Origin of the sequence: Ferrovibrio sp. (assembly GCF_046297895.1) — a bacterium.
GTDB lineage: Bacteria > Pseudomonadota > Alphaproteobacteria > Ferrovibrionales > Ferrovibrionaceae > Ferrovibrio.
On sequence record NZ_JBKBHC010000002.1, the window covers coordinates 310974 to 330959 of the forward strand.

Here is a 19986-nt window from a genome sequence, read left to right on the forward strand (position 1 = left end):
CCTTCTGAAGCACTGCAGTCCCTGACTGGCAGCGCCCGGCGGAACGGCGCCCATCGCCTTCCGCCCGGCCGATGCGGCTGATCGTCAGCCGGCCTCGGCAAACCGGCATTGCGGGCCCATCCCGAATGCCGGCCTGTCCGGACTATGCCCGAAACACCGACGCCCGCCCCCGGCTGAAGCACCGAAGGCGGGCGTGGCATGTCGTGTCCGGAATACGGCCGCTCGCGGTGTCTGTCGCGCCAGCGGCCATAATCTTTACTTGCGAAGACCCAGGCGCTGGATCAGCGCGTCATAACGCGCCGGATCGGTACGCTTGAGATAGTCGAGCAGGCTGCGGCGCTTGCTGACCATCATCAGCAGGCCGCGACGCGAATGCACGTCTTTCTTGTGGGTCTTGAAGTGTTCGGTGAGGTTGTTGATGCGCTCGGTGAGCAGGGCCACCTGGACATCCGGCGAACCGGTGTCGCCCTTCTTGGTGGCGAATTCAGAAACCAGCGCGGTCTTGCGCTCGGCAGTAATGGTCATGCGACTAACTCCGCGACATCATAGGTTGAACAAACGCAGCGGCCGGACCTCGTCGGCGAGACGCTCGGCAATTCCAACGGCCTTGCCGTCGGCTTTCACCAGCATTTCTCCTTCCGGCGGGAGTCCGGGGGCCGCCAACGCGATCCGGATCGACTGGCCGTGCCTGAGGCGGTCGGCCTGGGGGCCGGTCACAACCAGGGCCGGGATGTCGTCCAGCGCGGTTTCAACCGGCAGCAGATACGCGTGCGCGGCGTCCTTTTGGCACAGTTCCTCCAGCGAATCCAGCGAAAACGCCCGGGATTCGTCATAGCGGCCGACCCGGGTGCGGCGCAGGGCGGCGACATGGCCGAAACAGCCCAGGACTTCGCCGAAATCCCGCGCCAGGGCCCGCACATAGGCCCCCTTGCCGCAATCGACCTCGAAGACGGCATGGTCCGGATCAGGAACATCGATCAACCTCAGGGCATCGATCCGGATCGGCCGGGGGGCCAGTTCCGGCGCCTGCCCGGCCCGGGCCAGGTCGTAGGCCCGCTCGCCCGCCACCTTGAGGGCCGAATAGGCCGGCGGGCGCTGCATGATCTCGCCCACGAAACCCGGCAGCATGGCCTCGATGGCGGGCCGGGTCGGCCGCACATCCGAGCGGGCGATCACAGGGCCTTCGGCGTCGTCGGTGCTGGTGGCCTCGCCCCAGCGCACGGTGAAACGGTAGGTTTTGCCCGAACCCATCACATAGGCCACGGTCTTGGTCGCCTCGCCCAACGCGATCGGCAGGATGCCGCTGGCGAGCGGATCAAGCGTGCCGCCATGGCCGGCCTTGGCCGCCTGGGTCAGGCGGCGCACTTTGGCGAGGCACTGGGTCGAGGTCAGACCAAGCGGCTTGTCGACGATCACCCAGCCATGGACCGGGCGGCCCCTACGCTTCATAGGAACCGCGCTTCATTCCTCGGTCTCGTCGTCGGCCGGTTTCTTCAGGTCGGCCTGCACGGCGGGATGCTTCAGCGCACGTTCCACCCGGGCCGCCTCGTCAAAGCTTTCATCCAGCTTGAAGGAAAAACTCGGCGCCAGACGCAGATTGATGCGGTGGGCGGCCTCGGTACGGATATAGGCCTGGGCGCGGTTCAGCGCGGCGATCGTCTTGGTGGCATCTTCACCACCCAGCGGCATCACGAAGGCGGTGGCATTGCGCAGGTCGGGACTGATGCGCACCTCGGTGACGGTAACGGACACCCCGTCGATCAGATCGGGATCGCGGAAATGGCCGCGCAGCAGGATGTCGCTCAGGATATGGCGCAGTTCCTCGCCGACCCTGAGCTGCCGCTGGCTGCGGCCGCCGGGCAGATCGGCCTGGGAGCGGCCCCCTTGCGAGCGCCCTCCCTGCGAACGGCCGCCGCGCGCGCCGCTATGGGCGCCCTTGCTGCGCTGTGCCATGGCCCATCACTCCGTCGGACGGCGGCGGGCTCAGAGCTCGCGCGCCACGCTCTCGAGTTCGAAACACTCGATCATGTCGCCCTGCTTGATGTCGTCGTAGTTTTCGAACGACATGCCGCAATCCATGCCCTGCTTGACCTCGCGGACATCGTCCTTGAAGCGCTTGAGCGTGGAGAGCTGCCCCTCGTGGATGACAACGTTGTCGCGCAGCAGGCGCACCTTGGCGCCGCGCTTGACCAGGCCTTCGGTGACCATGCAGCCCGCAACCTTGCCGACCTTGGTGATGTTGAACACCTCGCGGATTTCGGCATAGCCGAGGAAGCGTTCGCGGATCGACGGCGCCAGCATGCCCGACAGCAGGGCCTTCAGGTCATCCAGCACGTTGTAGATGATCGAGTAGTAGCGGATGTCGACGCCATCGCGCTCGGCCATTTCACGTGCCTGCTTGGAAGCACGGACGTTGAAGCCGATGATGGCGCCCTTGGAGGCCGCTGCCAGCGCGATGTCGGATTCGCTGATCGCGCCGACAGCGCCATGCAGAATGCGCACGCTGACTTCATCGGTGGCCAGTTTCTGCGCCGCGCCGATGATCGCCTCCAGCGAGCCCTGCACGTCGGTCTTGACCACGATCGGCAGCTCCTTCTGCTCGCCGGCCTTGATCTTGGCGAACATCTGGTCGAGCGAGCCGCGCGCCGAGATGGCGCTCCTGGCCTCGCGCTGCTTGCGCTCGCGGAACTCGGCGACTTCGCGGGCGCGCGCCTCGTTGTCGACGACGACGAATTCATCGCCGGCCTCGGGCGTGCCCTGCAGGCCGAGCACTTCCACGGGCACGGCCGGACCGGCCGACACGGCGTTCTTGCCGTGATCGTCAATCAGGGCGCGCACGCGGCCCCAGGATGAGCCGGCGACGAACACGTCGCCGACATGCAACGTGCCGCGCTGTACAAGCACGGTGGCGACCGAGCCGCGGCCGCGTTCCAACTTGGCTTCCACCACCACGCCCTCGGCGCGACGGTCGGGATTGGCCTTGAGATCGAGGATTTCCGCCTGCAGCAGGATGGCTTCTTCCAGGGTGTCGAGGCCCTTCCTGGTCTTGGCCGAAACCTCGATTGACTGCACTTCGCCGCCCATCTGCTCGACCACGATCTCGTGGTTCAGCAGCTCCTGCCGCACCTTTTGCGGGTTGGCCTGCGGCTTGTCGCATTTGTTGATCGCCACGACGATCGGTACGCCGGCCGCCTTGGCATGATGGATCGCCTCCACCGTCTGCGGCATCACGCTGTCGTCGGCGGCAACCACCAGAACCACGATGTCGGTGACCTTGGCGCCGCGGGCGCGCATCTGCGTGAAGGCCTCGTGGCCCGGCGTGTCGAGAAAGGTAATCGCCTTGCCGGACTTCAGGTGCACCTGATAGGCGCCGATATGCTGGGTGATGCCGCCGGCTTCGCCGCTGACCACGTCGGTCTGACGCAGGGCATCGAGCAGCGAGGTCTTGCCGTGGTCGACATGGCCCATGACGGTGACGACCGGCGGACGCGGCAGCAGCGTCTCCTCGACGTCCTTCTCGCCGCCCAGGCCAAGCTCGACATCGGACTCCGCCACGCGCTGCACGCGATGGCCGAATTCGCCCACCACCAGTTCGGCGGTATCGGCATCGATGGTCTGGTTGATGGTGGCCATCACGCCCATTTTCATCAGGGCCTTGATCACATCCACGCCGCGCTCGGCCATGCGGTTGGCCAGTTCCTGCACGGTGATGGTCTCGGGGATCACCACGTCGCGCAGGATCTTCTGCTGCTCGGTGGCGCCCTGGTGCATGGCGCGCTTCTCGCGTTCGATGCGGCGGCGGAACGAAGCCACCGAACGCACGCGCTCGTTTTCGTCCAGCGCGCTGGTGACGCTGAGCTTGCCGGCGCGGCGCTGCGCGCCGTCGCGTCCGCGGCTTGGCGCGGCCTTGGCCGGTGCAGCCTTGCCGCCGGCGCCGCGGCGCTTGCTGCCGCCTTCTTCATCGTCGTCCACGGCAACGCGGGCGCCGATTGGCGCAGCGCCGGGAGCGGCCTCGGTGCCGACGGTTTCCGGCGCGTTCAGGCGACGGGCCGCTTCGGCCTCGGCTTTCTTGCGCGCCTCTTCCTCGGCGCGCTTGCGCGCATCCTCGTCGGCCTGGCGGCGCAGGGCGGCCTCGCGCTCGGCATGAACGCGGGACAGTTCCTCCTGCCGGCGGCGCATATCCTCTTCGGCCACGCGCCGCATCTCGGCGAATTTGCGGCGCTCATCCTCGTTGACGCGGCCACGCGCCTGGCGCTCCTCGTCCGACATCGGCTTGAGCACCATGCCGGTTGGGCGCTGCGGGCGCTGCGCGGCGGCACCGCGGCCCGGGCGCACATCGCCGGTCGGCTGCGCCGTCATGCGCGGGCCGCTATGGCCCGCCTCCGCGCGCGGGGCGGCGGCGGCCGGCTTGCTTTCGGTCTCGGCTGCCGGAGCCGAGGCGGCCGGCTTGGCGGCGACCTTGGCCGCTTCGGCGGCGCGCGCGGCAGCCTCCTCGGCGGCCTTGGCCGCCTTGGCAGCATCGTGCTCGGCGAATTTCTCGCTCAAGGACGGTACATGCACGCTGGGCGCGGCGACTTTCGGCGCGGCAGGCTTGGCTGCGGGCGCCGGCGTCGCAGCAGCCGGAGCGGCTTCGGCTTTGCCGGCAGCGGCGCCAGGCGGCACGATGGTGCGCTTCTTGCGCACCTCCACCGTCACCGCCTTGGTCCTGCCATGGCTAAAGCTCTGGCGCACCTGGCCGGTCTCGACGGTTTTCTTCAGCTCCAGCCGCTTGGGCCGTGCCGCCGCCTTGTCCTTGTCCTGCTCGTTCACGTCGCTCATACAGTCCGCTTCCGCCTACCGCTCAAAAACCATCCGCATCGGTCCGATGCATTAAACCCTGTTCCGCGGCGCACCAGCCATGGCGCGCCCCGGGTGATGACACCGCCCACCCAGCCCGTCAACCGCCTATCGTGCGGCCTCGACCAGCCTGGCGAGCAATGCCAGATCGGCCGCAAGGCGGCCGGTGAACGGCGTGCGCCTCAGCGCCAGCCGCCCCAGACCGAGCGAACCGGCATCGGCAAGCAGCACGTCGCCACCCACCGTTGCGGCCCCTTCGGCCATTACCAGCCCGGCACGCCGGGCTTTTTCGACCTGGGCCGCGACATGCGCCATCCAGGCCGTCACGCTGCGGGTCGCCAGATCATCCGGCACCTGCAGCCTGCGTTTCGCGCCGCGGGCGAAGGCGCCCTTGGCCCTGGCCGCCGCCACCGCATCGGGCCCCGGCGCCAGCCAGAGGCCGCGGCCGGGCAGCCGATGCGCCGGATCCGGCACCACCGCGCCGGCCGCATCGACGGCGAAGCGCAGCAGGTGGTCCGGCTTTGCGCGCAGGCCGCTGAGCAAACAGCGGCGCTGCGGACCAGCCTTGCCGTCAGGCATCCGCCTGGCCGGCACCGTCCTCTTCGCCCTCGAACCAGTGCTGACGCGCCGCCATGATGATGGCGTTCGCATCCTCATTCGACAGCCCCTCGCCGACGATTTCCTGCAATTCGTCGCCGGCCAGGTCACCCAGGTCGTCCAGCGTCTTGACGCCCTTCTCGCCGAGCGCGACCAGCATCGCGGGCGTCAGGCCCTCGATCCCGGCCACCTCGTCGCTGACGCCCAGCGCCTTGCGCTTGTCCTCGAATTCGGAGTTGCGCTTCTCGATGTATTCCAGTGCCCGCTCGTGCAGTTCGTTGGCGATATCGCCGTCGAAGCCCTCGATCTCGGCCAGCTCCTCGACCGGCAGATAGGCGAGTTCCTCGACCTTGGTGAAGCCTTCGGTGACCAGAAGCTGCGCCAGCGTCTCGTCAACATCCAGCGAGTCGATGAAGAGCTGGCTGCGCTCGCGGAATTCCTTCTGGCGGCGCTCGGACTCTTCTTCCTCGGTCAGGATGTCGATGTCATAGCCGGTGAGCTGCGAGGCCAGACGCACATTCTGGCCGCGACGGCCGATGGCCAGCGAGAGCTGGTCGGTCGGCACCACGACTTCCACGGCATTGGCTTCTTCGTCCAGCACCACTTTGGCCACTTCGGCCGGGGCCAGCGCGTTGACGATAAAGGTGGCCGGATCGGGCGACCACTTGATGATGTCGATCTTCTCACCCTGCAGTTCGTTCACCACGGCCTGCACACGGCTGCCGCGCATACCGACGCAGGCGCCGACCGGATCGATCGAATTGTCGTTGGACAACACGGCGATCTTGGCGCGGCTGCCCGGATCGCGCGCCACGGCGCGGATCTCGATGATGCCGTCGTAAACTTCCGGCACTTCCTGGGCGAACAGCTTGGCCATGAACTGCGGATGCGAGCGCGACAGGAAAATCTGCGGCCCGCGCGGTTCGCGGCGCACATCGTAGATATAGGCGCGGCAGCGGTCGCCCTGGCGGAAGGTCTCGCGCGGCAGCAGCTCGTCGCGACGCAGGATCGCCTCGGCGCGACCCAGATCGATGGTGACGTTGCCGTATTCCACGCGCTTGACCAGGCCGTTCACGATCTCGCCGATACGGTCCTTGTATTCGTTGTACTGCCGCTCGCGCTCGGCCTCGCGCACCTTCTGCACGATCACCTGCTTGGCGGTCTGCGCGGCGATACGGCCGAAATCGATCGGCGGCAGCGGCTCGGCGATCACATCGCCCACCTGGGCGTCGGGATTGCGGCGCTGCGCCTCGATCACACCGATCTCGACGGCATCGTTTTCGATCTTGTCGACCACCTGCAGATGCCGCTCCAGGCGGATCTCGCCGGTTTTGCGGTCGATCTCGGCATGGATGTCGTTCTCAAGGCCATAGCGCGAGCGCGCCGCCTTCTGGATGGCATCTTCCATCGCCATCAGCACGACATCGCGCTCGATGGCCTTCTCGCGGGCCACGGCATCGGCCACCTGCAGCAGCTCGAGCCGGTTGAAACTGGTCACCGTTTCCATTGTTCCTGTTCCTCGAACTCGTTACCCGTACAAATCCCTGATTGAAACTTCACTCTGCCGCGCCCTGCTGTACCCGATCCTGGCGGCCGGCCAGCGAGGCGGCGATCAGGTCGTCGGTGACGACCAGCTTGGCATTGGCGATCTCGGCCACCGGCAGCGACGTCTCCGCCCCGGATTCCTCGTCGGCCAGCAGCACAACATCGCCGCGCAGGCCCTTGAGACGGCCACGGAAGCGCTTGCGGCCCTCCAGCGGCCGGGCCAGCTCGATCTTGGCCTCGAAACTCTTGAAGCGCTCGAAATCGACCGGCTTCACCAGCGGGCGATCGAGGCCCGGCGAAGAAACCTCCAGCCGGTAGGCGCCGCTGATCGGGTCTTCCACGTCCAGCAGGGCGCTTACCGCACGGCTGACATCGGCGCAGTCTTCCACCGTGATGCCGCCGTCATGGGGGGCACCGCCGGTGTCGCGTTCGAACATGATCTGCAGCACCGGCCGCTGGGCGCCAAGCAGCTTGACGCGCACCAGCTGGAAGCCCATGGCCTCCAGCGTGGGCGCAATCATGTCCGCAATCCGGGTCGCCGCATCCATGCGTGCGCAGTCGTCCTTAAAAACTCAGGTCTGAAACCCGCCAGCCCGGTTCTGCCGGCGGGTCGCTAAACCCATACGGCACAAACAAAAAATGGGCCGACCGGCCCATATCCAATTTCCCGATCCGACCATGGACCAGGCCAGCAATGTCGGAGGCTGTTATAGCGGCAAATTCCGTCAATGCAAGGCTTTTCAGGCTGTGCGGGGGGCCCGGGCTCAATCCTGGCGCAGCACCAGCCGGCGGGTCGCCAGAACCGAAAAGAGCCCCAGCAGCAGCCAGAACAGCAGGTCGAGAGCCAGGGCCAGTTCCACCCCCAGCGCAATGTCGGTGGCGCCGGGCGTGAAATCGAGACCGGTATTGAGCCGGACCAGCGGATCGCCGGCATCGGCCGGCAGGGCGGTCGATTCCGGCAGGCTGGACACCACGAAGGACGGAAGCAGCAGCAGCCCGCCGGCCAGCAGCAGGATCGAGCGGCGCGACATGCCCGGAAAACGGCCCGGCCACAGCAGGATCAGGCCGGCGGCCGTGCAGGCCACGGTGAACAGCCAGACCAGCAGGCCGAGGGCGTCGCGCGGCCAGGCCCCGGGCAGTTCCAGCGGCAGGATCAGCCAGGGCACCAGCACCACAGCCAGGAATCCGCCCAGCCCCCAGGCGAGGCCACCCGCATAACCCGGCAGGCCAAACCGGCGGAAGCCCAACTGCAGGGCCAGGCCGGCAACCAGCCCGGTCGCCACATGCTGCAGCAGAAATCCCTCGCGACCGGCAATATCGGGGCTGTCCGGCGGCGCCACCACCGCCTTGACGATCATCAGCACCAGGGTTGCGCTGATGGCGGCCATGGCCGCCGCAGCGCCCAGCCGGAACGGCATCCGCCCTCCCCCGCAAGGACTGCTCGGTTAAACCCGACGCAATCGATAGTAGTGCGGAGTCCGCCCGGCGGCGATGGCTTTCTGCTCGTATTTGCTGGCCGGCCAGTCATCGGGCCGGTGCAGCCAGTCGGCGCTGCCCTCAGCCAGCCATTCGAAACGCGGTTCGGCCAGGATATGGCGCAGCATCCAGCGCTGGTAATCCGGCACGTCGGTGGCGACGCGCAACTCGCCGCCCGACGGGATCAGCCGCGCCCATTCGGCCAGCGTGTCGGCATTCACGATGCGCCGCCACTGGTGCCGCTTCTTCGGCCAGGGATCGGGAAACAGCGTGAAGCCACGCTGCACCGATTGATCGGGCAGCGCCTTGAGCAGCAGCCGGGCATCGTCGGTGAGAATGCGGATGTTATCACGATGATCGCCGCGCTCGTGGCGCTCAGCGATCCGCATAACCAGCTTGGCGACGCCATGCTCGTAAGGTTCGATGCCGATGAAGCCGATCTCGGGATGGCGTTCGGAGAGCTCGAACATATGCCCGCCATCGCCGAAGCCGACCTCGACCCAGTAGGCCTGCTTCGGACTCGTAAACAGCGTGGCCGGATCGAGCGTGACGCCCGGCGCGGGCAGCGTGAAGGACACGCGCGGCAGCCATGCGCCGAAGCGGCCTTCGCGGGTGGGAGAAAGCTTGCGGCCGCGCCGGCGCCCGTAGATCAGGCGCCGCGGCGCGGCCGCGGACTCGTCCTCAGACACGCTTAGCGGACGTTGAAGGCCGACTTCAGGTCCTTGACCAGATCGGTCTTCTCCCACGAGAAGCCGCCATCCTTGTCCGGCTTGCGGCCGAAATGGCCGTAGGCGGCGGTGCGGGCGTAGATCGGACGGTTGAGCTTGAGATGCTCGCGGATGCCGCGCGGCGACAGGCTCATCAACTCCTGCAGCACCTTGGAGATCTTGTTCTCGTCCGCCTTGCCGGTGCCGAAGGTGTCGACATAGACCGACAGCGGATGCGACACGCCAATGGCATAGGAGAGCTGGATCAGGCATTTCTGCGCCAGGCCGGCGGCCACCACGTTCTTGGCCAGGTAGCGCGCGGCATAGGCGGCCGAGCGGTCCACCTTGGTCGGGTCCTTGCCCGAGAAGGCGCCGCCGCCATGCGGTGCCGCGCCGCCGTAGGTGTCGACGATGATCTTGCGGCCGGTCAGGCCGGCATCGCCGTCCGGGCCGCCGATGACAAAGCGGCCGGTCGGGTTGACGTAGAAATGCTCGTCATCGCACATCCAGCCCTTGGGCAGGGCCTTCAGCACATAGGGGCGCACGATGCGCTTGATGTCGCCCGATTCCAGTTCGCGGCCCTTCTTGTCCTTGGCGGCATGCTGGGTGGAGACGACGATGGCCGTGGCGCCGGTCGGCTTGCCGTTCTTGTAGAGCAGCGTGACCTGGCTCTTGGCATCCGGGCCCAGCAGCGGCTCCTTGCCGCTGTGGCGGGCTTCGGCCAGCAGCTTGAGGATGTTGTGCGAAAGCTGGATCGGCGCCGGCATCAGTTCCGGCGTCTCGTTGCAGGCATAGCCGAACATGATGCCCTGGTCGCCGGCCCCTTCGTCCTTGTTGCCGGCGGCATCGACGCCCACGGCAATGTCGGCCGACTGGCCGTGCAGCAGCACGTCGACCTTGGCGGTCTTCCAGTGGAAGCCCTTCTGCTCGTAGCCGATATCCTTCACGGCGGCGCGGGCGACTTCCTCGATCTTCTTCTTGTTCACCGCGCCCGATTTCGACACCAGGCTCTTCGGGCCGCGGACTTCGCCGGCCAGCACGATGCGGTTGGTGGTGGTCAGCGTCTCGCAGGCCACGCGGGCATAGGGGTCTTCCTTCAGGAAGAGGTCGAGCACCGAGTCTGAAATACGGTCGCAGACCTTGTCGGGATGGCCTTCGGAAACCGATTCGCTGGTAAACAGGTAAGAGGAACGCGCCACGTCTTTATCTCCTCAAGCGGCCGCGCCAACCGGCCCGAAGCTGTTTCGCCCCGCACCGGCGCTTGGCGCACGCCGGAATTGGGAATTTGCGAAAGTCCGGTTATTTCGCAGAGCCGGGGGCGGGGGTCAAGCGGAATGCAGGGACCGCAATGGTGCGGGATCGATATCTTCCGCCATTTCCTGGCCGCCCATGGCGCGGACCAGGTCGATGATGCGGCGGCGCAGGCCGGGCTGCTGCACCTGGTGGAAGGCGCGCAGCAGTTCGACATCCTCGCGGCTGAAGGAGGGGAGCTGGTCCCCGGACGACACCGCCGGCTCCAGCAGGCGGCCGTTGCGGGCCTCCACCCGATGGCCCTGCAGGCCCTCGAAAAAATAGGCCGGCGGCACGTCCAGGATCGTGGCGAACTGGAACAGGCGGCTGGCGCCGATGCGGTTGGCGCCCTTTTCGTATTTCTGGATCTGCTGGAATGTCAGGCCGACCAGCTGGCCGAGCCGGTCCTGGCTCATGCCCACCATGGCACGCCGCAGTTTCAGACGATTCCCCACATGCACATCAACCGAATTCTTCGGCACTGGACTGTCCTTCACGCTTCTGCCCGGTCTGTCGAGCGGGCGGCAATCAAAGGCCGCTTCTGCGGCTACCCGGTGAATAAAGCGACATGTGCCGGCCCGGTCAATGATTAATCCGTCTACGGTTAACCAGCCATCCCAGCAGCAGCAGCGCCAGAGCGAGCCCGACCAGCGGGCCATCGCCCAACCGGGCATAAAGCGGCGCGGCATCCAGCGGCCTGGGCAGCGGGCCGTCGACCACGCCGACTGCATCCAGGCCGAGGCTGGCGATCATGCGGCCATAGGGATCGACGATGGCGCTGATGCCGTTATTGGCGGCGCGCACCAGCGGCAGGCCCTGCTCGACGGCGCGGAACCGTGCGGCGGCTAGATGCTGGTGGGGGCCCGACGAGCGCCCGAACCAGGCATCGTTGGTAATGTTGAGCAGCCAGCGGGCCGGCGGGCCCGCCGCTGCGATCTCGGCGGGAAAGATCGCCTCGTAGCAGACCAGCGCGCGGGCCGGCGGCAGGCCGGGAATGGCCATGGCGGCGGCGGCGGCGCCTGGCGAGAAGTCGATGCTGCCGACCGCGAGCGCATCCAGCCCCAGCGGCCGCAGCAGGGCGCGCAGCGGCAGGTATTCGCCGAACGGAACCAGGTGGATCTTGTCGTACTGCGCGGCCAGCGCGCCATCGGGGCCGAGCGCGAAGATGCTGTTGTAGAGCACCAGGCTGCGGGTTTGGTCGAAGCTTCGTCTGGGCGCACCGGTGATCAGCGCGCCGCCGGATGGCGCCAGCCGGGAAAGGGCGGCGCGCAGGGCGGTTTCCTCGTCCAGCAGATAGGGGATCGCGGTTTCCGGCCAGACGATATGCGTGGGCGGCACGGCCGCCGGCTGCAAGGTCAGGGCGATATGCGCCTCGAGATGCTTCTGCCGCAGATCGTCGCGCCATTTCAGGGTCTGCGGCACGCTCGGCTGCACGAGGCGGAACTGGACGCCGGACACCGATTCGAACGGCGCAACGGCGACGCGCCAGGCGCCGGCCGCGAGCAGCAGACCAAAGCCGAGCGGCAAAGCCAGCGCCGCCAAACGCAGATGCCGGTTCGATTGCGGCGCAGCGGCCAAGGCCAGGCCGCTGCAGGCCAGCATGGTGACAAGGCCCAGGCCATGGGCGCCGATCCAGGCCGCCGGCTGCATGGCGAAAGGCGCCATGCCCCAGACATAGCCGACCAGGTTCCACGGAAAGCCGGTCAGAACCCAGCCGCGCAGCCATTCGCCCAGCAGCCAGCCGCAGGGCAGCAGCAGATGGCGCCAGACCGGATTGCGGCCGCCAGCCAGATCCCCGAGCCAGGCGGCGCCGGCAGGAAATAGCGCCAGCAACAGCGGCAGGCCCAGCACCGGCAGCGGCAACAGGATGGCGAAGCGCTCGGCATCGACAAAGAAGGCGATGCCGATCCAGTACAGCCCGGCGACGAAATAGCCATAGGCAAAAAGATAGAGCGTGAGGAAGGCCTGCCGCCGGCTGCCGCTGACCACGAGTAGCTGCATGGCGACCAGAGCGGCCAGGCCGAGCGGCCACAGATACAATGGCGCCTGCGCCGCAGCGAGCATGCCGCCGAGCAGCACGGCTGCGCCATAGCGACGCCAGCCCACCAGGCCCTGCCAGCGGGCAACTGGCACGCTCAGCCGGTTCATGTCAGGCGGCGTCGGCGCTGGACGACTGCTCGGGCAGCGGCCGGATACGCACACGTTTGACCCGGCGCGGGTCGGCATCCAGCACGTCGATGGCCAGCCCGGCGGGATGCTCGATCTGCTCGCCGCGCAACGGCACGCGGCCGAGATGGGAGACAATCAGGCCGCCGACGGTGTCGACATCCTCGTCTATCTCGGGATCAAGCAACTGCCGGCCAAGCTTCTGCTCAAGGTCCTCGATGGGGCAGCGGCCATGGGCCTCTAGCACGCCATCCGCACGCTGTATCAGCAGCCCACCCGCCGTTTCGTCATGCTCGTCGTCGATCTCGCCGACAATCTGCTCGACCAGGTCCTCGATGGTGACCAGGCCATCCACGCCGCCATATTCATCGACGATGACAGCCATATGGATGCGGGTATCGCGCATCTCGCGCAGCAGCTGCAGCACCGATTTCGAGGGTGGCACCACGAGCAGCTTGCGCACCACCTTCTCGAGCGCGAAGCCGCTGCGGCCGGCCAGATAGGGCAGCACGTCCTTCACGTGCACCATGCCGATCACGTCATCCAGCGTTTCGCGATAAACCGGCAGCCGGGAATGCTCGGCGTCCACCAGGGTCTTCACCAGCTTCTCAAAATCGATATCGGCCGGCACGGCGATGATGTCGGTGCGCGGCACGCGGATTTCCCCCACCCGCATCTCGCCCACTTCCAGCACGTTGCGCAGCAGGGCGCGTTCGGCCGTTTCTTCCGGCGTGGCGGTATCGTCGGCATGCTCTTCCAGCAGTTCCTCGATGCTGTCGCGCAGGCTTTCCTCGCCGCGCCCGCGCAGCAGCGCCAGCAGACGCTGCCACAGGGTATTGCCGCCGTTTTCGCGGGACTCGCTCATGCTGCCTTCTTCTTCCGTGCCTCGGGCTTCCCTGCCCGGGCCGGCACGGCCTTCTTCTTTTTCACGCTCTTCTTCGCCACGGCTTTCTTCTTCGCCGTCTTCGATTTTGCCGGCGATTTGCGCGCCGGCCGATAAGGGTCGGCGATCTTCAGTCCCGCGAGGATTTCCACCTCGCGCGGCTCCATCGCCGCCGCTTCTTCATCGTCCATATGGTCATAGCCAAGCAGATGCAACACGCCATGCACGGTCAGATGCGCGACATGGTCGGCCAGAGTCTTGCCCTGTTCCTTCGCCTCGCGCCGGCAGGTGGCGAGGCCCAGCGCGATATCGCCCAGATAGGCCGGCGGCTTGGCCGGATTGATCGCCGCATCGGCGGGAAACGACAGCACGTTGGTCGGCTTGTCCTTGGCGCGCCAGCCGGCATTCAGCTTGCGCATCTCCGCGTCGTCGGTGAGCAGGATGCTCAAGCCGGTTTCGGTATGCGCCGGCAGTTCGGCCTTCAGGGCCGCGTGTACCGCACGGCGCACCAGGGCCGCCGGGCCGGGCAAGGCCGTGCGCCACCCTGCCGCGGCAATGCGAATATCAATGTCGATACTGGAACCGTCTGGCATGGCCGCAACTCAGCGCCGCGGCGGCCGACCGGCGGCATCCGGACGACTGAGGCCCAGTTCCTGCTCGTGCTGGGAATAGGCGCGCACGATCTTGGTGACCAGCGGATGGCGCACCACATCGGCCTCGCCGAAGCGCACAAAGGATATGCCCTCCACGCCATCGAGGATGTCAAGCGCATGGCGCAGGCCCGAGGGCACGCCGATCGGCAGGTCGATCTGCGACAGGTCGCCCGTGACAGCCAGACGCGAATTTTCGCCCAGACGGGTGAGCAGCATCTTCATCTGCACCGGCGAGGTGTTCTGCGCCTCGTCGAGAATGACATAGGCGTTGGAGAGCGTGCGGCCGCGCATGAAGGCCAGTGGCGCCACCTCGATCTCGCCGCTTTCCAGACCCTTGGCGACGCGTTCGGCCGGCAACATGTCGTAGAGCGCGTCATAGAGTGGACGCAGATAGGGATCGATCTTCTCGCGCATGTCGCCGGGCAGGAAGCCGAGCCGCTCGCCGGCTTCCACCGCGGGCCGGGAGAGGATGATGCGATCGACGCGGCCCTCCAGCAGCATGGAGACGGCCATGGCGACGGCGAGATAGGTCTTGCCGGTGCCGGCCGGGCCCAGGCCGAAGACCAGTTCGTGCTTCTGCAGCGCCTCGAAATATTTTTTCTGCGTCACCGAGCGCGGCAGGATGATGCGCTTCTTGGTGCGTACCGCGCCTTCGGGCAGCTTTTCGCCCTCGCGCGGCATGTCGCCCGCCTTGTCCCGCAGCCTTGCCGTCACTGGTGCGTTCATCTGGCCTCCCTGGATCATGCGAATAGCGCCGTCGACATCGCCCATCTCGATCATGCGGCCGTCTTCGAGGCGGCCGTAAAGTTCGCTCAGTATCTGGCGCGCCTGCGCCTGGCCCTCGGCCGGGCCGCTGATCATCAGCCGGTTGCCGCGCGGCGTTACCGCGACCCCCAGGCGCTCCTCGATCCGCGCCAGATGCCGGTCATGCTCGCCGAACAGGAGCGCCAGCAGGCGGTTGTCGGCGAAGTCGACAATGGTGGGGGGATTGGTTGTTTCCGGGCCGCGCAGGTCGCTCACAGGCTTGAGCCTTTCGGTTACCAGCAGATCCTTGTGCCGCGCCCGCGTCACGCCGCCTCGCGGCTGGCGCCGGCGATTTCGCCGAACAGCGAATTGGCATGGCCGTCGGTGATCGCCACGGTGACGAAATCGCCGATCTTCAGCGCGGGGTCGTTCAGTACCACCGATTGCATGTGGGGCGAGCGGCCGAGCAACTGGCCGGGCTGACGGCCGGTGCGTTCGACCAGCACATCCATCCGGCGGCCGACGCAGGCGCGGTTGAAGGCGGCCGATTGTTCCTGCAGCAGGGCCTGCAGCGCATGCAGGCGTTCGGTGCTGATCGTGTCGGAAACCTGGTTCGGCATCAGACTGCCCGGCGTACCGGGGCGCGGCGAATACTTGAAGGAATAGGCCTGGGCAAACCCGACGGTGCGCACGAGCTGCAGCGTGGCCTCGAAATCGCGATCGCTTTCGCCGGGAAAGCCGGTGATGAAATCGGATGTCAATGCGATGTCGGGCCGCGCCGCGCGCAGTTTCTCGACGATGCGCAGATAATCCTCGGCGCGATGGCCGCGATTCATCGCCTTCAGGATGGCATCTGAACCCGACTGTATCGGCAGATGCAGGAACGGCATCAGGCCGGCCACATCGCGATGGGCGGCGATCAGATCGTCGTCCATCTCGCGCGGATGCGAGGTGGTGTAGCGCCAGCGCAGTTTCGGATGGCGGTGGGCGAAGCGGTCGTTCAGCTCGCGCAGCAGCCGGCCGAGCGACCAGGTCTCGCCGCCGGGCCCCGCGCCGTGCCAGGCATTCACATTCTGGCCGAGCAGCGCGATCTCGACCGCGCCGGCGTCGATCAGCCGCGCGGCCTCGGCCATCACGGCTTCGGCCGGCCGAGAATATTCGGCGCCGCGCGTGTAGGGCACCACGCAGAAGGTGCAGAACTTGTCGCAGCCCTCCTGGATCGCCAGGAAGCCGACCGGGCCGGGCGGCGTAGCTACCTGTTCGGGCAGGTGGTCGAATTTCGATTCGACCGGGAATTCGGTATCCAGCACGCCGCTGCCCTTGCCTGACGATTTCGCCCGGAGACGTTCGGCTTTTGCCAGCAGTTCGGGCAGGCGGTGATAGGCCTGCGGCCCCACCACGAGGTCGACGAAGGGGGCGCGGGCGTGGATTTCCTCGCCCTCGGCCTGGGCGACGCAGCCGGCCACGGCGATGGTGACGTCGCCGCCGCGGGCGCGCGCCTCGGTCTTGCGGATGCGCCAGTGGCCCAGCTCGGAGAATACCTTCTCGGCGGCCTTCTCGCGGATATGGCAGGTGTTGATGATCACCATGTCGGCGTCATCGGGCGTCTCGGTCTTGGCGTATCCCAGCGGGGCCAGCACGTCCGCCATGCGGGCGGAGTCGTAGACGTTCATCTGGCAGCCGTAGGTCTTGATGAACAGCTTCTTGGCCAAGTCCGGGTTTCAGCGGGGCGAATCGCCAGACTTCGGCGAGGCCCCAGACGCTCCTTGCGATGTTTCGACGACCACAACCTAGCATTCCGGGACGGCCAAGCCAAGCGCAACGGCGGGGTCGGCGCCTGGACGTCACAGATTCTTCACAGGAGAATCAATGAGTTAATGCAGACGATTTTCGCCCGGCCCGGGATCAAGGCCCGGAATTAAATGCCGGGGGTGGCTACGGGCGTTTCGCCGGCCGGCACGGCCTCTGCCACATGCCCATGCACATGGTGATGATGCGGCTTGGGCAGGCTGCGCTGACCCGGCTCGCGCCCGGCATTGATGTCGCTCAGGCCTTCCAGCACGCGCTGGTGGCACCAGGCGGCCATGCCCTTGCGCGAAGCGAAATCCTCCATCGTCACCGGCTGGTGCAGTTCGACCACCGCCTCGCTGGGGCCGGCCTTGAGGAAGCGCCACAGATGCGGCAGCAGGTCTTCATCGCCCACCCAGGCAAAGATGCGCATCCAGCGCCGCCCGACCGGCATGTGGTTGAGACGCGCATAGCCTATGCTGACCGGCTGCACATTGAGCATGTGTCCGCGCACCGGGCGCTCCGCGGCAGCAAAGAAGGCGGATTTGAAGCTGTGGATGCGCAGTCCGTCGGATGAGGTGCCTTCGGGAAACAGGATCAGGTTGTCGCCCTGCTCCAGCCGCTCGCGCATCTCGTCGCGATGCTCGGCGGTGCGGCGGCGGTTGTCGCGCTCGACGAAAACGGTGCGCTGCAGCCGCGCCAGCGTGCCGAAGAAAGGCCATGTGCCGACCTCGTGCTTGGCGATGAAGCTGGCCGGCAAGACGGCCGACAGCACGACGATATCAAGCCATGAAATGTGGTTGGACACGAACAAAGCCGGCGCCGCGGCGGGCGCATGGCCGATGCGGCGCACCTTAACGCGCAGGAGCCAGGCGACGCTGCGATGATAGGCATGCGGCAGCCTGCGCATCAGCGGACTGCCGGTTCTGATCAACAGGATCTGAACGGGAATGAGCAGCAGCGTCCAGGCCATGAAGATGGCCAGCGTCACAACAGCCCGAATGGTCATCAAGCTCATGGGAACAGGCCGCGGTCAGCGACCGCTCTTGCCCTTCTTGCCGGCGTCCTTGTCGTCGAGCGGCACGCCGAACAGTTCCAGCCGGTGATCAATCAGCTTGTACCCAAGCCGGGCGGCGATCTTCTCCTGCAGCGCCTCGATCTCGGGGTCGTTGAATTCGATGATCTTGCCGCTGCGCGTGTCGATCAGGTGATCGTGGTGCGATTCCGGCATTTCCTCGTAGCGGGCGCGACCATCGCCGAGATCGAGACGGCTGAGGATGCCGTTTTCCTCGAACATGCGGACCGTGCGATACACCGTGGCGATCGAGATGCGCGGATCGACCGCCACCGAACGGCGATGCAGTTCCTCCACGTCGGGATGATCGTCGGAACTGCTCAGCACACGGGCTATCACCCGGCGCTGGTCCGTCATCCGCATGCCCAGTTGTTCGCAGAGTTGTTCGAGACGGCTGCTCATCGGCCGGCTGCCCTTTTAAGCTGTTCAATCCCTGTCGAAGCGACCCGCTAATCCTAGCACGTCCCATCCGCGGATGAAACGCGTCGCGCCGGTCCTTCCTGCCCTGACATAGCCGGTCCGGGCGGCGAATCCAATCTGGTCAGCGCCGGCGGCGCCCCTTGCCAAGGCCGATCTTCTTGGCCAGCACCTGGCGGTGCAAGGCATAATTGGGCGCCACCATCGGATAATCCGCCGGCAGACCCCAGCGTTCGCGATACTGCTCGGGCGTCATTTTGTAATGACTCATCAGGTGGCGTTTGAGCATCTTCAGCTTCTTGCCGTCTTCCAAACAGACGATGTAGTCGGGAGTGACCGATTTCTTCACCGCCACCGCCGGCTGCAGGCGCTCGGCCGCGGCGCCGGTTGCGGCGGGCTGAGTCGCCGTGCCGCCGGCGATTCCGGCCAGCGTGGCGTGCACCTGGCGGATCAGGGCCGGCAATTCGGCTGCTTCGGTCTTGTTGTTGGAGACATGGGCGGCGACGATCTCGACCGTCAGCGCGAGCAATTCCGAGCGATCCGCTGCATTGGCCATGACTTCGCTCCCAGTATTTGAAATAAAACTTGCGATGCGCCGAAGTATATGTGGCCGGAACACAATAAATCCAGTGATGAATTCGAGACTATTGTAGTGTTTCGCCCGGAAATGGTATTAATTTCTGCATGACCAGCGCATCGCCGCCGGCGGCATAATAGCCGCGCCGATGCCCCACCGCCTGGAAGCCGAGGCCCGTATAAAGCGCCCGGGCGGCGGCATTGTCGTCTGCCACCTCCAGGAAGCAGCGCCGCACGCCGCGGCCGGCCAGTTGCGCCAGCCCATCCCGCATCAGCGCCGCAGCCACGCCCAGACGCCGCAGCCGCGACTTGACGCCGAGCGAGATCACCTCGGCCTCGTCGGCGGCGACGCGCAGCAGCAGAAAGCCGACCGGCTGGTCCGCGCTCAGCGCCAGCAGGCAGAGCGCGCCGGGCATGGCCAGCAGATCGCGGAAACTCTGGGCGTTCCAGGTTTCGCCATGCGCGCCGCTGTCGAATGCCTCGTGATGCAACAAGGCCAGGATATCGGCCGCCTCGACCCCGCAGGGCCGCAGCGTGACGCTGAGGGCCGCGCGCGGCTGCAGCACCGCCGGCAGCGCGGCATCGGGCGGGCGGATGTAGAGCGGCGCCGGCGACTGCTGCGGCCGTGGCTGGGCCATGGCCAGGCGCGCCACGATCACCGGGTCGGGATTCGGTTCGGCCGGCGCGAGCCCAAGATCGCCACGGCCGGCCGCCTGCAGCAGCAGGGCCGCGCCGCTGCCGACCAACAGCGTGGCGCCGGCAGGCAGGGCCGCGGCAGCCGCCGCGACCGGCAGGATCTGCGGTTCGGCCAGCGCCTTGCCCAGACCGGCATCGGCCGCGGCAAAGCCCTGCAGATAGACCTCGCCGCGCCGCGCATCGATTACGGCCACGATTCCCTTTCCGGGCTGCGCCGCCGCGAAGGCCAGGGCTTCGGTTGTCGTGACGCCATGCACCGGCCGGTTCAGGGCAAGCCCCAGGGCGCGCGCCGTGGCCAGGGCCGTGCGGATGCCGGTGAACGATCCCGGTCCGATGGTGGCCGCGATGGCATCGAGCTGCCGCAGTTCGAGGCCGGCCAAACTGCGCGCCTGCTCGAGCACCGGCAGCAGGCGTTCGGCATTGCCCTTGCCGCCGGGGGAGATCACGCGGGCCAGCACCTTGTCGCCATCGAGAATGGCGGCCGAGCAGGCATCGAGGGCCGTATCGATCGCCAGCAGCTTCACGGCCACGATCCGC

The 19986-nt window shown here is 66.9% G+C and carries 19 protein-coding genes and 1 pseudogene; all 20 read right to left on the reverse strand.

Translation table 11 applies throughout. The features are described from left to right. Nucleotides 1-255: 255 nt before the first annotated feature. Nucleotides 256-525: a 30S ribosomal protein S15 gene (gene rpsO / locus ACK4FK_RS04070; RefSeq protein WP_374302297.1), complete on the reverse strand. Its 270-nt coding sequence runs from the start codon at nucleotides 523-525 to the stop codon at nucleotides 256-258. Between the two features lie 18 nt (nucleotides 526-543). Continuing rightward, the gene (gene truB, locus ACK4FK_RS04075; protein WP_409741478.1) at nucleotides 544-1449 is read right to left on the reverse strand and encodes a tRNA pseudouridine(55) synthase TruB; all 906 of its coding nucleotides are present in this window, start codon (nucleotides 1447-1449) and stop codon (nucleotides 544-546) included. 12 nt (nucleotides 1450-1461) lie between these two features. Further along, nucleotides 1462-1953, reverse strand: coding sequence for a 30S ribosome-binding factor RbfA (gene rbfA / locus ACK4FK_RS04080; protein WP_409741480.1), 492 nt, complete (start codon nucleotides 1951-1953; stop codon nucleotides 1462-1464). A gap of 30 nt (nucleotides 1954-1983) precedes the next feature. Beyond that, a complete protein-coding gene (gene infB / locus ACK4FK_RS04085) occupies nucleotides 1984-4818 on the reverse strand; it encodes a translation initiation factor IF-2 (protein WP_409741483.1) in 2835 nt (944 codons plus the stop codon). Between the two features lie 126 nt (nucleotides 4819-4944). Then, entirely contained in the window at nucleotides 4945-5415 is a 471-nt protein-coding gene (locus ACK4FK_RS04090) for a DUF448 domain-containing protein (protein WP_409741486.1), read from the reverse strand. After that, nucleotides 5408-6940: a transcription termination factor NusA gene (gene nusA / locus ACK4FK_RS04095; RefSeq protein WP_409741489.1), complete on the reverse strand. Its 1533-nt coding sequence runs from the start codon at nucleotides 6938-6940 to the stop codon at nucleotides 5408-5410. Before nusA ends, ACK4FK_RS04090 begins: the two co-directional genes overlap by 8 nt. Before the next feature lie 49 nt (nucleotides 6941-6989). Then, nucleotides 6990-7526, reverse strand: a complete 537-nt coding sequence (rimP, locus tag ACK4FK_RS04100; protein ID WP_409741492.1) for a ribosome maturation factor RimP — start codon at nucleotides 7524-7526, stop codon at nucleotides 6990-6992. Between the two features lie 216 nt (nucleotides 7527-7742). Next, nucleotides 7743-8396 carry a CbtA family protein gene (locus ACK4FK_RS04105; RefSeq protein ID WP_409741495.1) on the reverse strand — a complete coding sequence of 218 codons (654 nt, stop codon included), beginning with the start codon at nucleotides 8394-8396 and terminating at the stop codon, nucleotides 7743-7745. Nucleotides 8397-8423: 27 nt separating this feature from the next. Continuing rightward, nucleotides 8424-9143 (reverse strand): tRNA (guanosine(46)-N7)-methyltransferase TrmB, encoded by a 720-nt coding sequence (gene trmB / locus ACK4FK_RS04110; protein WP_409741498.1) that lies wholly within the window; start codon nucleotides 9141-9143, stop codon nucleotides 8424-8426. A 2-nt stretch (nucleotides 9144-9145) separates the two neighbouring features. After that, nucleotides 9146-10360 carry a methionine adenosyltransferase gene (gene metK / locus ACK4FK_RS04115; protein WP_409741500.1) on the reverse strand — a complete coding sequence of 405 codons (1215 nt, stop codon included), beginning with the start codon at nucleotides 10358-10360 and terminating at the stop codon, nucleotides 9146-9148. A gap of 126 nt (nucleotides 10361-10486) precedes the next feature. Beyond that, nucleotides 10487-10933, reverse strand: a complete 447-nt coding sequence (locus ACK4FK_RS04120; RefSeq protein ID WP_409741503.1) for a helix-turn-helix domain-containing protein — start codon at nucleotides 10931-10933, stop codon at nucleotides 10487-10489. A gap of 100 nt (nucleotides 10934-11033) precedes the next feature. Further along, nucleotides 11034-12599, reverse strand: coding sequence for an apolipoprotein N-acyltransferase (gene lnt, locus ACK4FK_RS04125; RefSeq protein ID WP_409741504.1), 1566 nt, complete (start codon nucleotides 12597-12599; stop codon nucleotides 11034-11036). A 1-nt stretch (nucleotide 12600) separates the two neighbouring features. Next, a complete protein-coding gene (locus tag ACK4FK_RS04130) occupies nucleotides 12601-13482 on the reverse strand; it encodes a hemolysin family protein (RefSeq protein ID WP_409741507.1) in 882 nt (293 codons plus the stop codon). Between the two features lie 131 nt (nucleotides 13483-13613). Then, nucleotides 13614-14093, reverse strand: a pseudogene (gene ybeY / locus ACK4FK_RS04135) (rRNA maturation RNase YbeY); the annotation flags it as partial. Nucleotides 14094-14102: 9 nt separating this feature from the next. Next, on the reverse strand, nucleotides 14103-15104 hold the full coding sequence (locus tag ACK4FK_RS04140) for a PhoH family protein (RefSeq protein ID WP_409741930.1): 1002 nt from the start codon (nucleotides 15102-15104) through the stop codon (nucleotides 14103-14105). Nucleotides 15105-15220: 116 nt separating this feature from the next. Continuing rightward, nucleotides 15221-16609, reverse strand: coding sequence for a tRNA (N6-isopentenyl adenosine(37)-C2)-methylthiotransferase MiaB (gene miaB / locus ACK4FK_RS04145; RefSeq protein WP_409741510.1), 1389 nt, complete (start codon nucleotides 16607-16609; stop codon nucleotides 15221-15223). Between the two features lie 206 nt (nucleotides 16610-16815). Next, nucleotides 16816-17694, reverse strand: a complete 879-nt coding sequence (locus ACK4FK_RS04150) for a lysophospholipid acyltransferase family protein (RefSeq protein WP_409741513.1) — start codon at nucleotides 17692-17694, stop codon at nucleotides 16816-16818. Nucleotides 17695-17718: 24 nt separating this feature from the next. Beyond that, nucleotides 17719-18162 carry a Fur family transcriptional regulator gene (locus ACK4FK_RS04155; protein WP_409741516.1) on the reverse strand — a complete coding sequence of 148 codons (444 nt, stop codon included), beginning with the start codon at nucleotides 18160-18162 and terminating at the stop codon, nucleotides 17719-17721. A 139-nt stretch (nucleotides 18163-18301) separates the two neighbouring features. After that, nucleotides 18302-18733 carry a MucR family transcriptional regulator gene (locus ACK4FK_RS04160; protein WP_409741519.1) on the reverse strand — a complete coding sequence of 144 codons (432 nt, stop codon included), beginning with the start codon at nucleotides 18731-18733 and terminating at the stop codon, nucleotides 18302-18304. Nucleotides 18734-18821: 88 nt separating this feature from the next. Next, nucleotides 18822-19973, reverse strand: coding sequence for a tRNA (adenosine(37)-N6)-threonylcarbamoyltransferase complex dimerization subunit type 1 TsaB (gene tsaB, locus ACK4FK_RS04165; RefSeq protein ID WP_409741521.1), 1152 nt, complete (start codon nucleotides 19971-19973; stop codon nucleotides 18822-18824). Nucleotides 19974-19986: the final 13 nt, after the last annotated feature.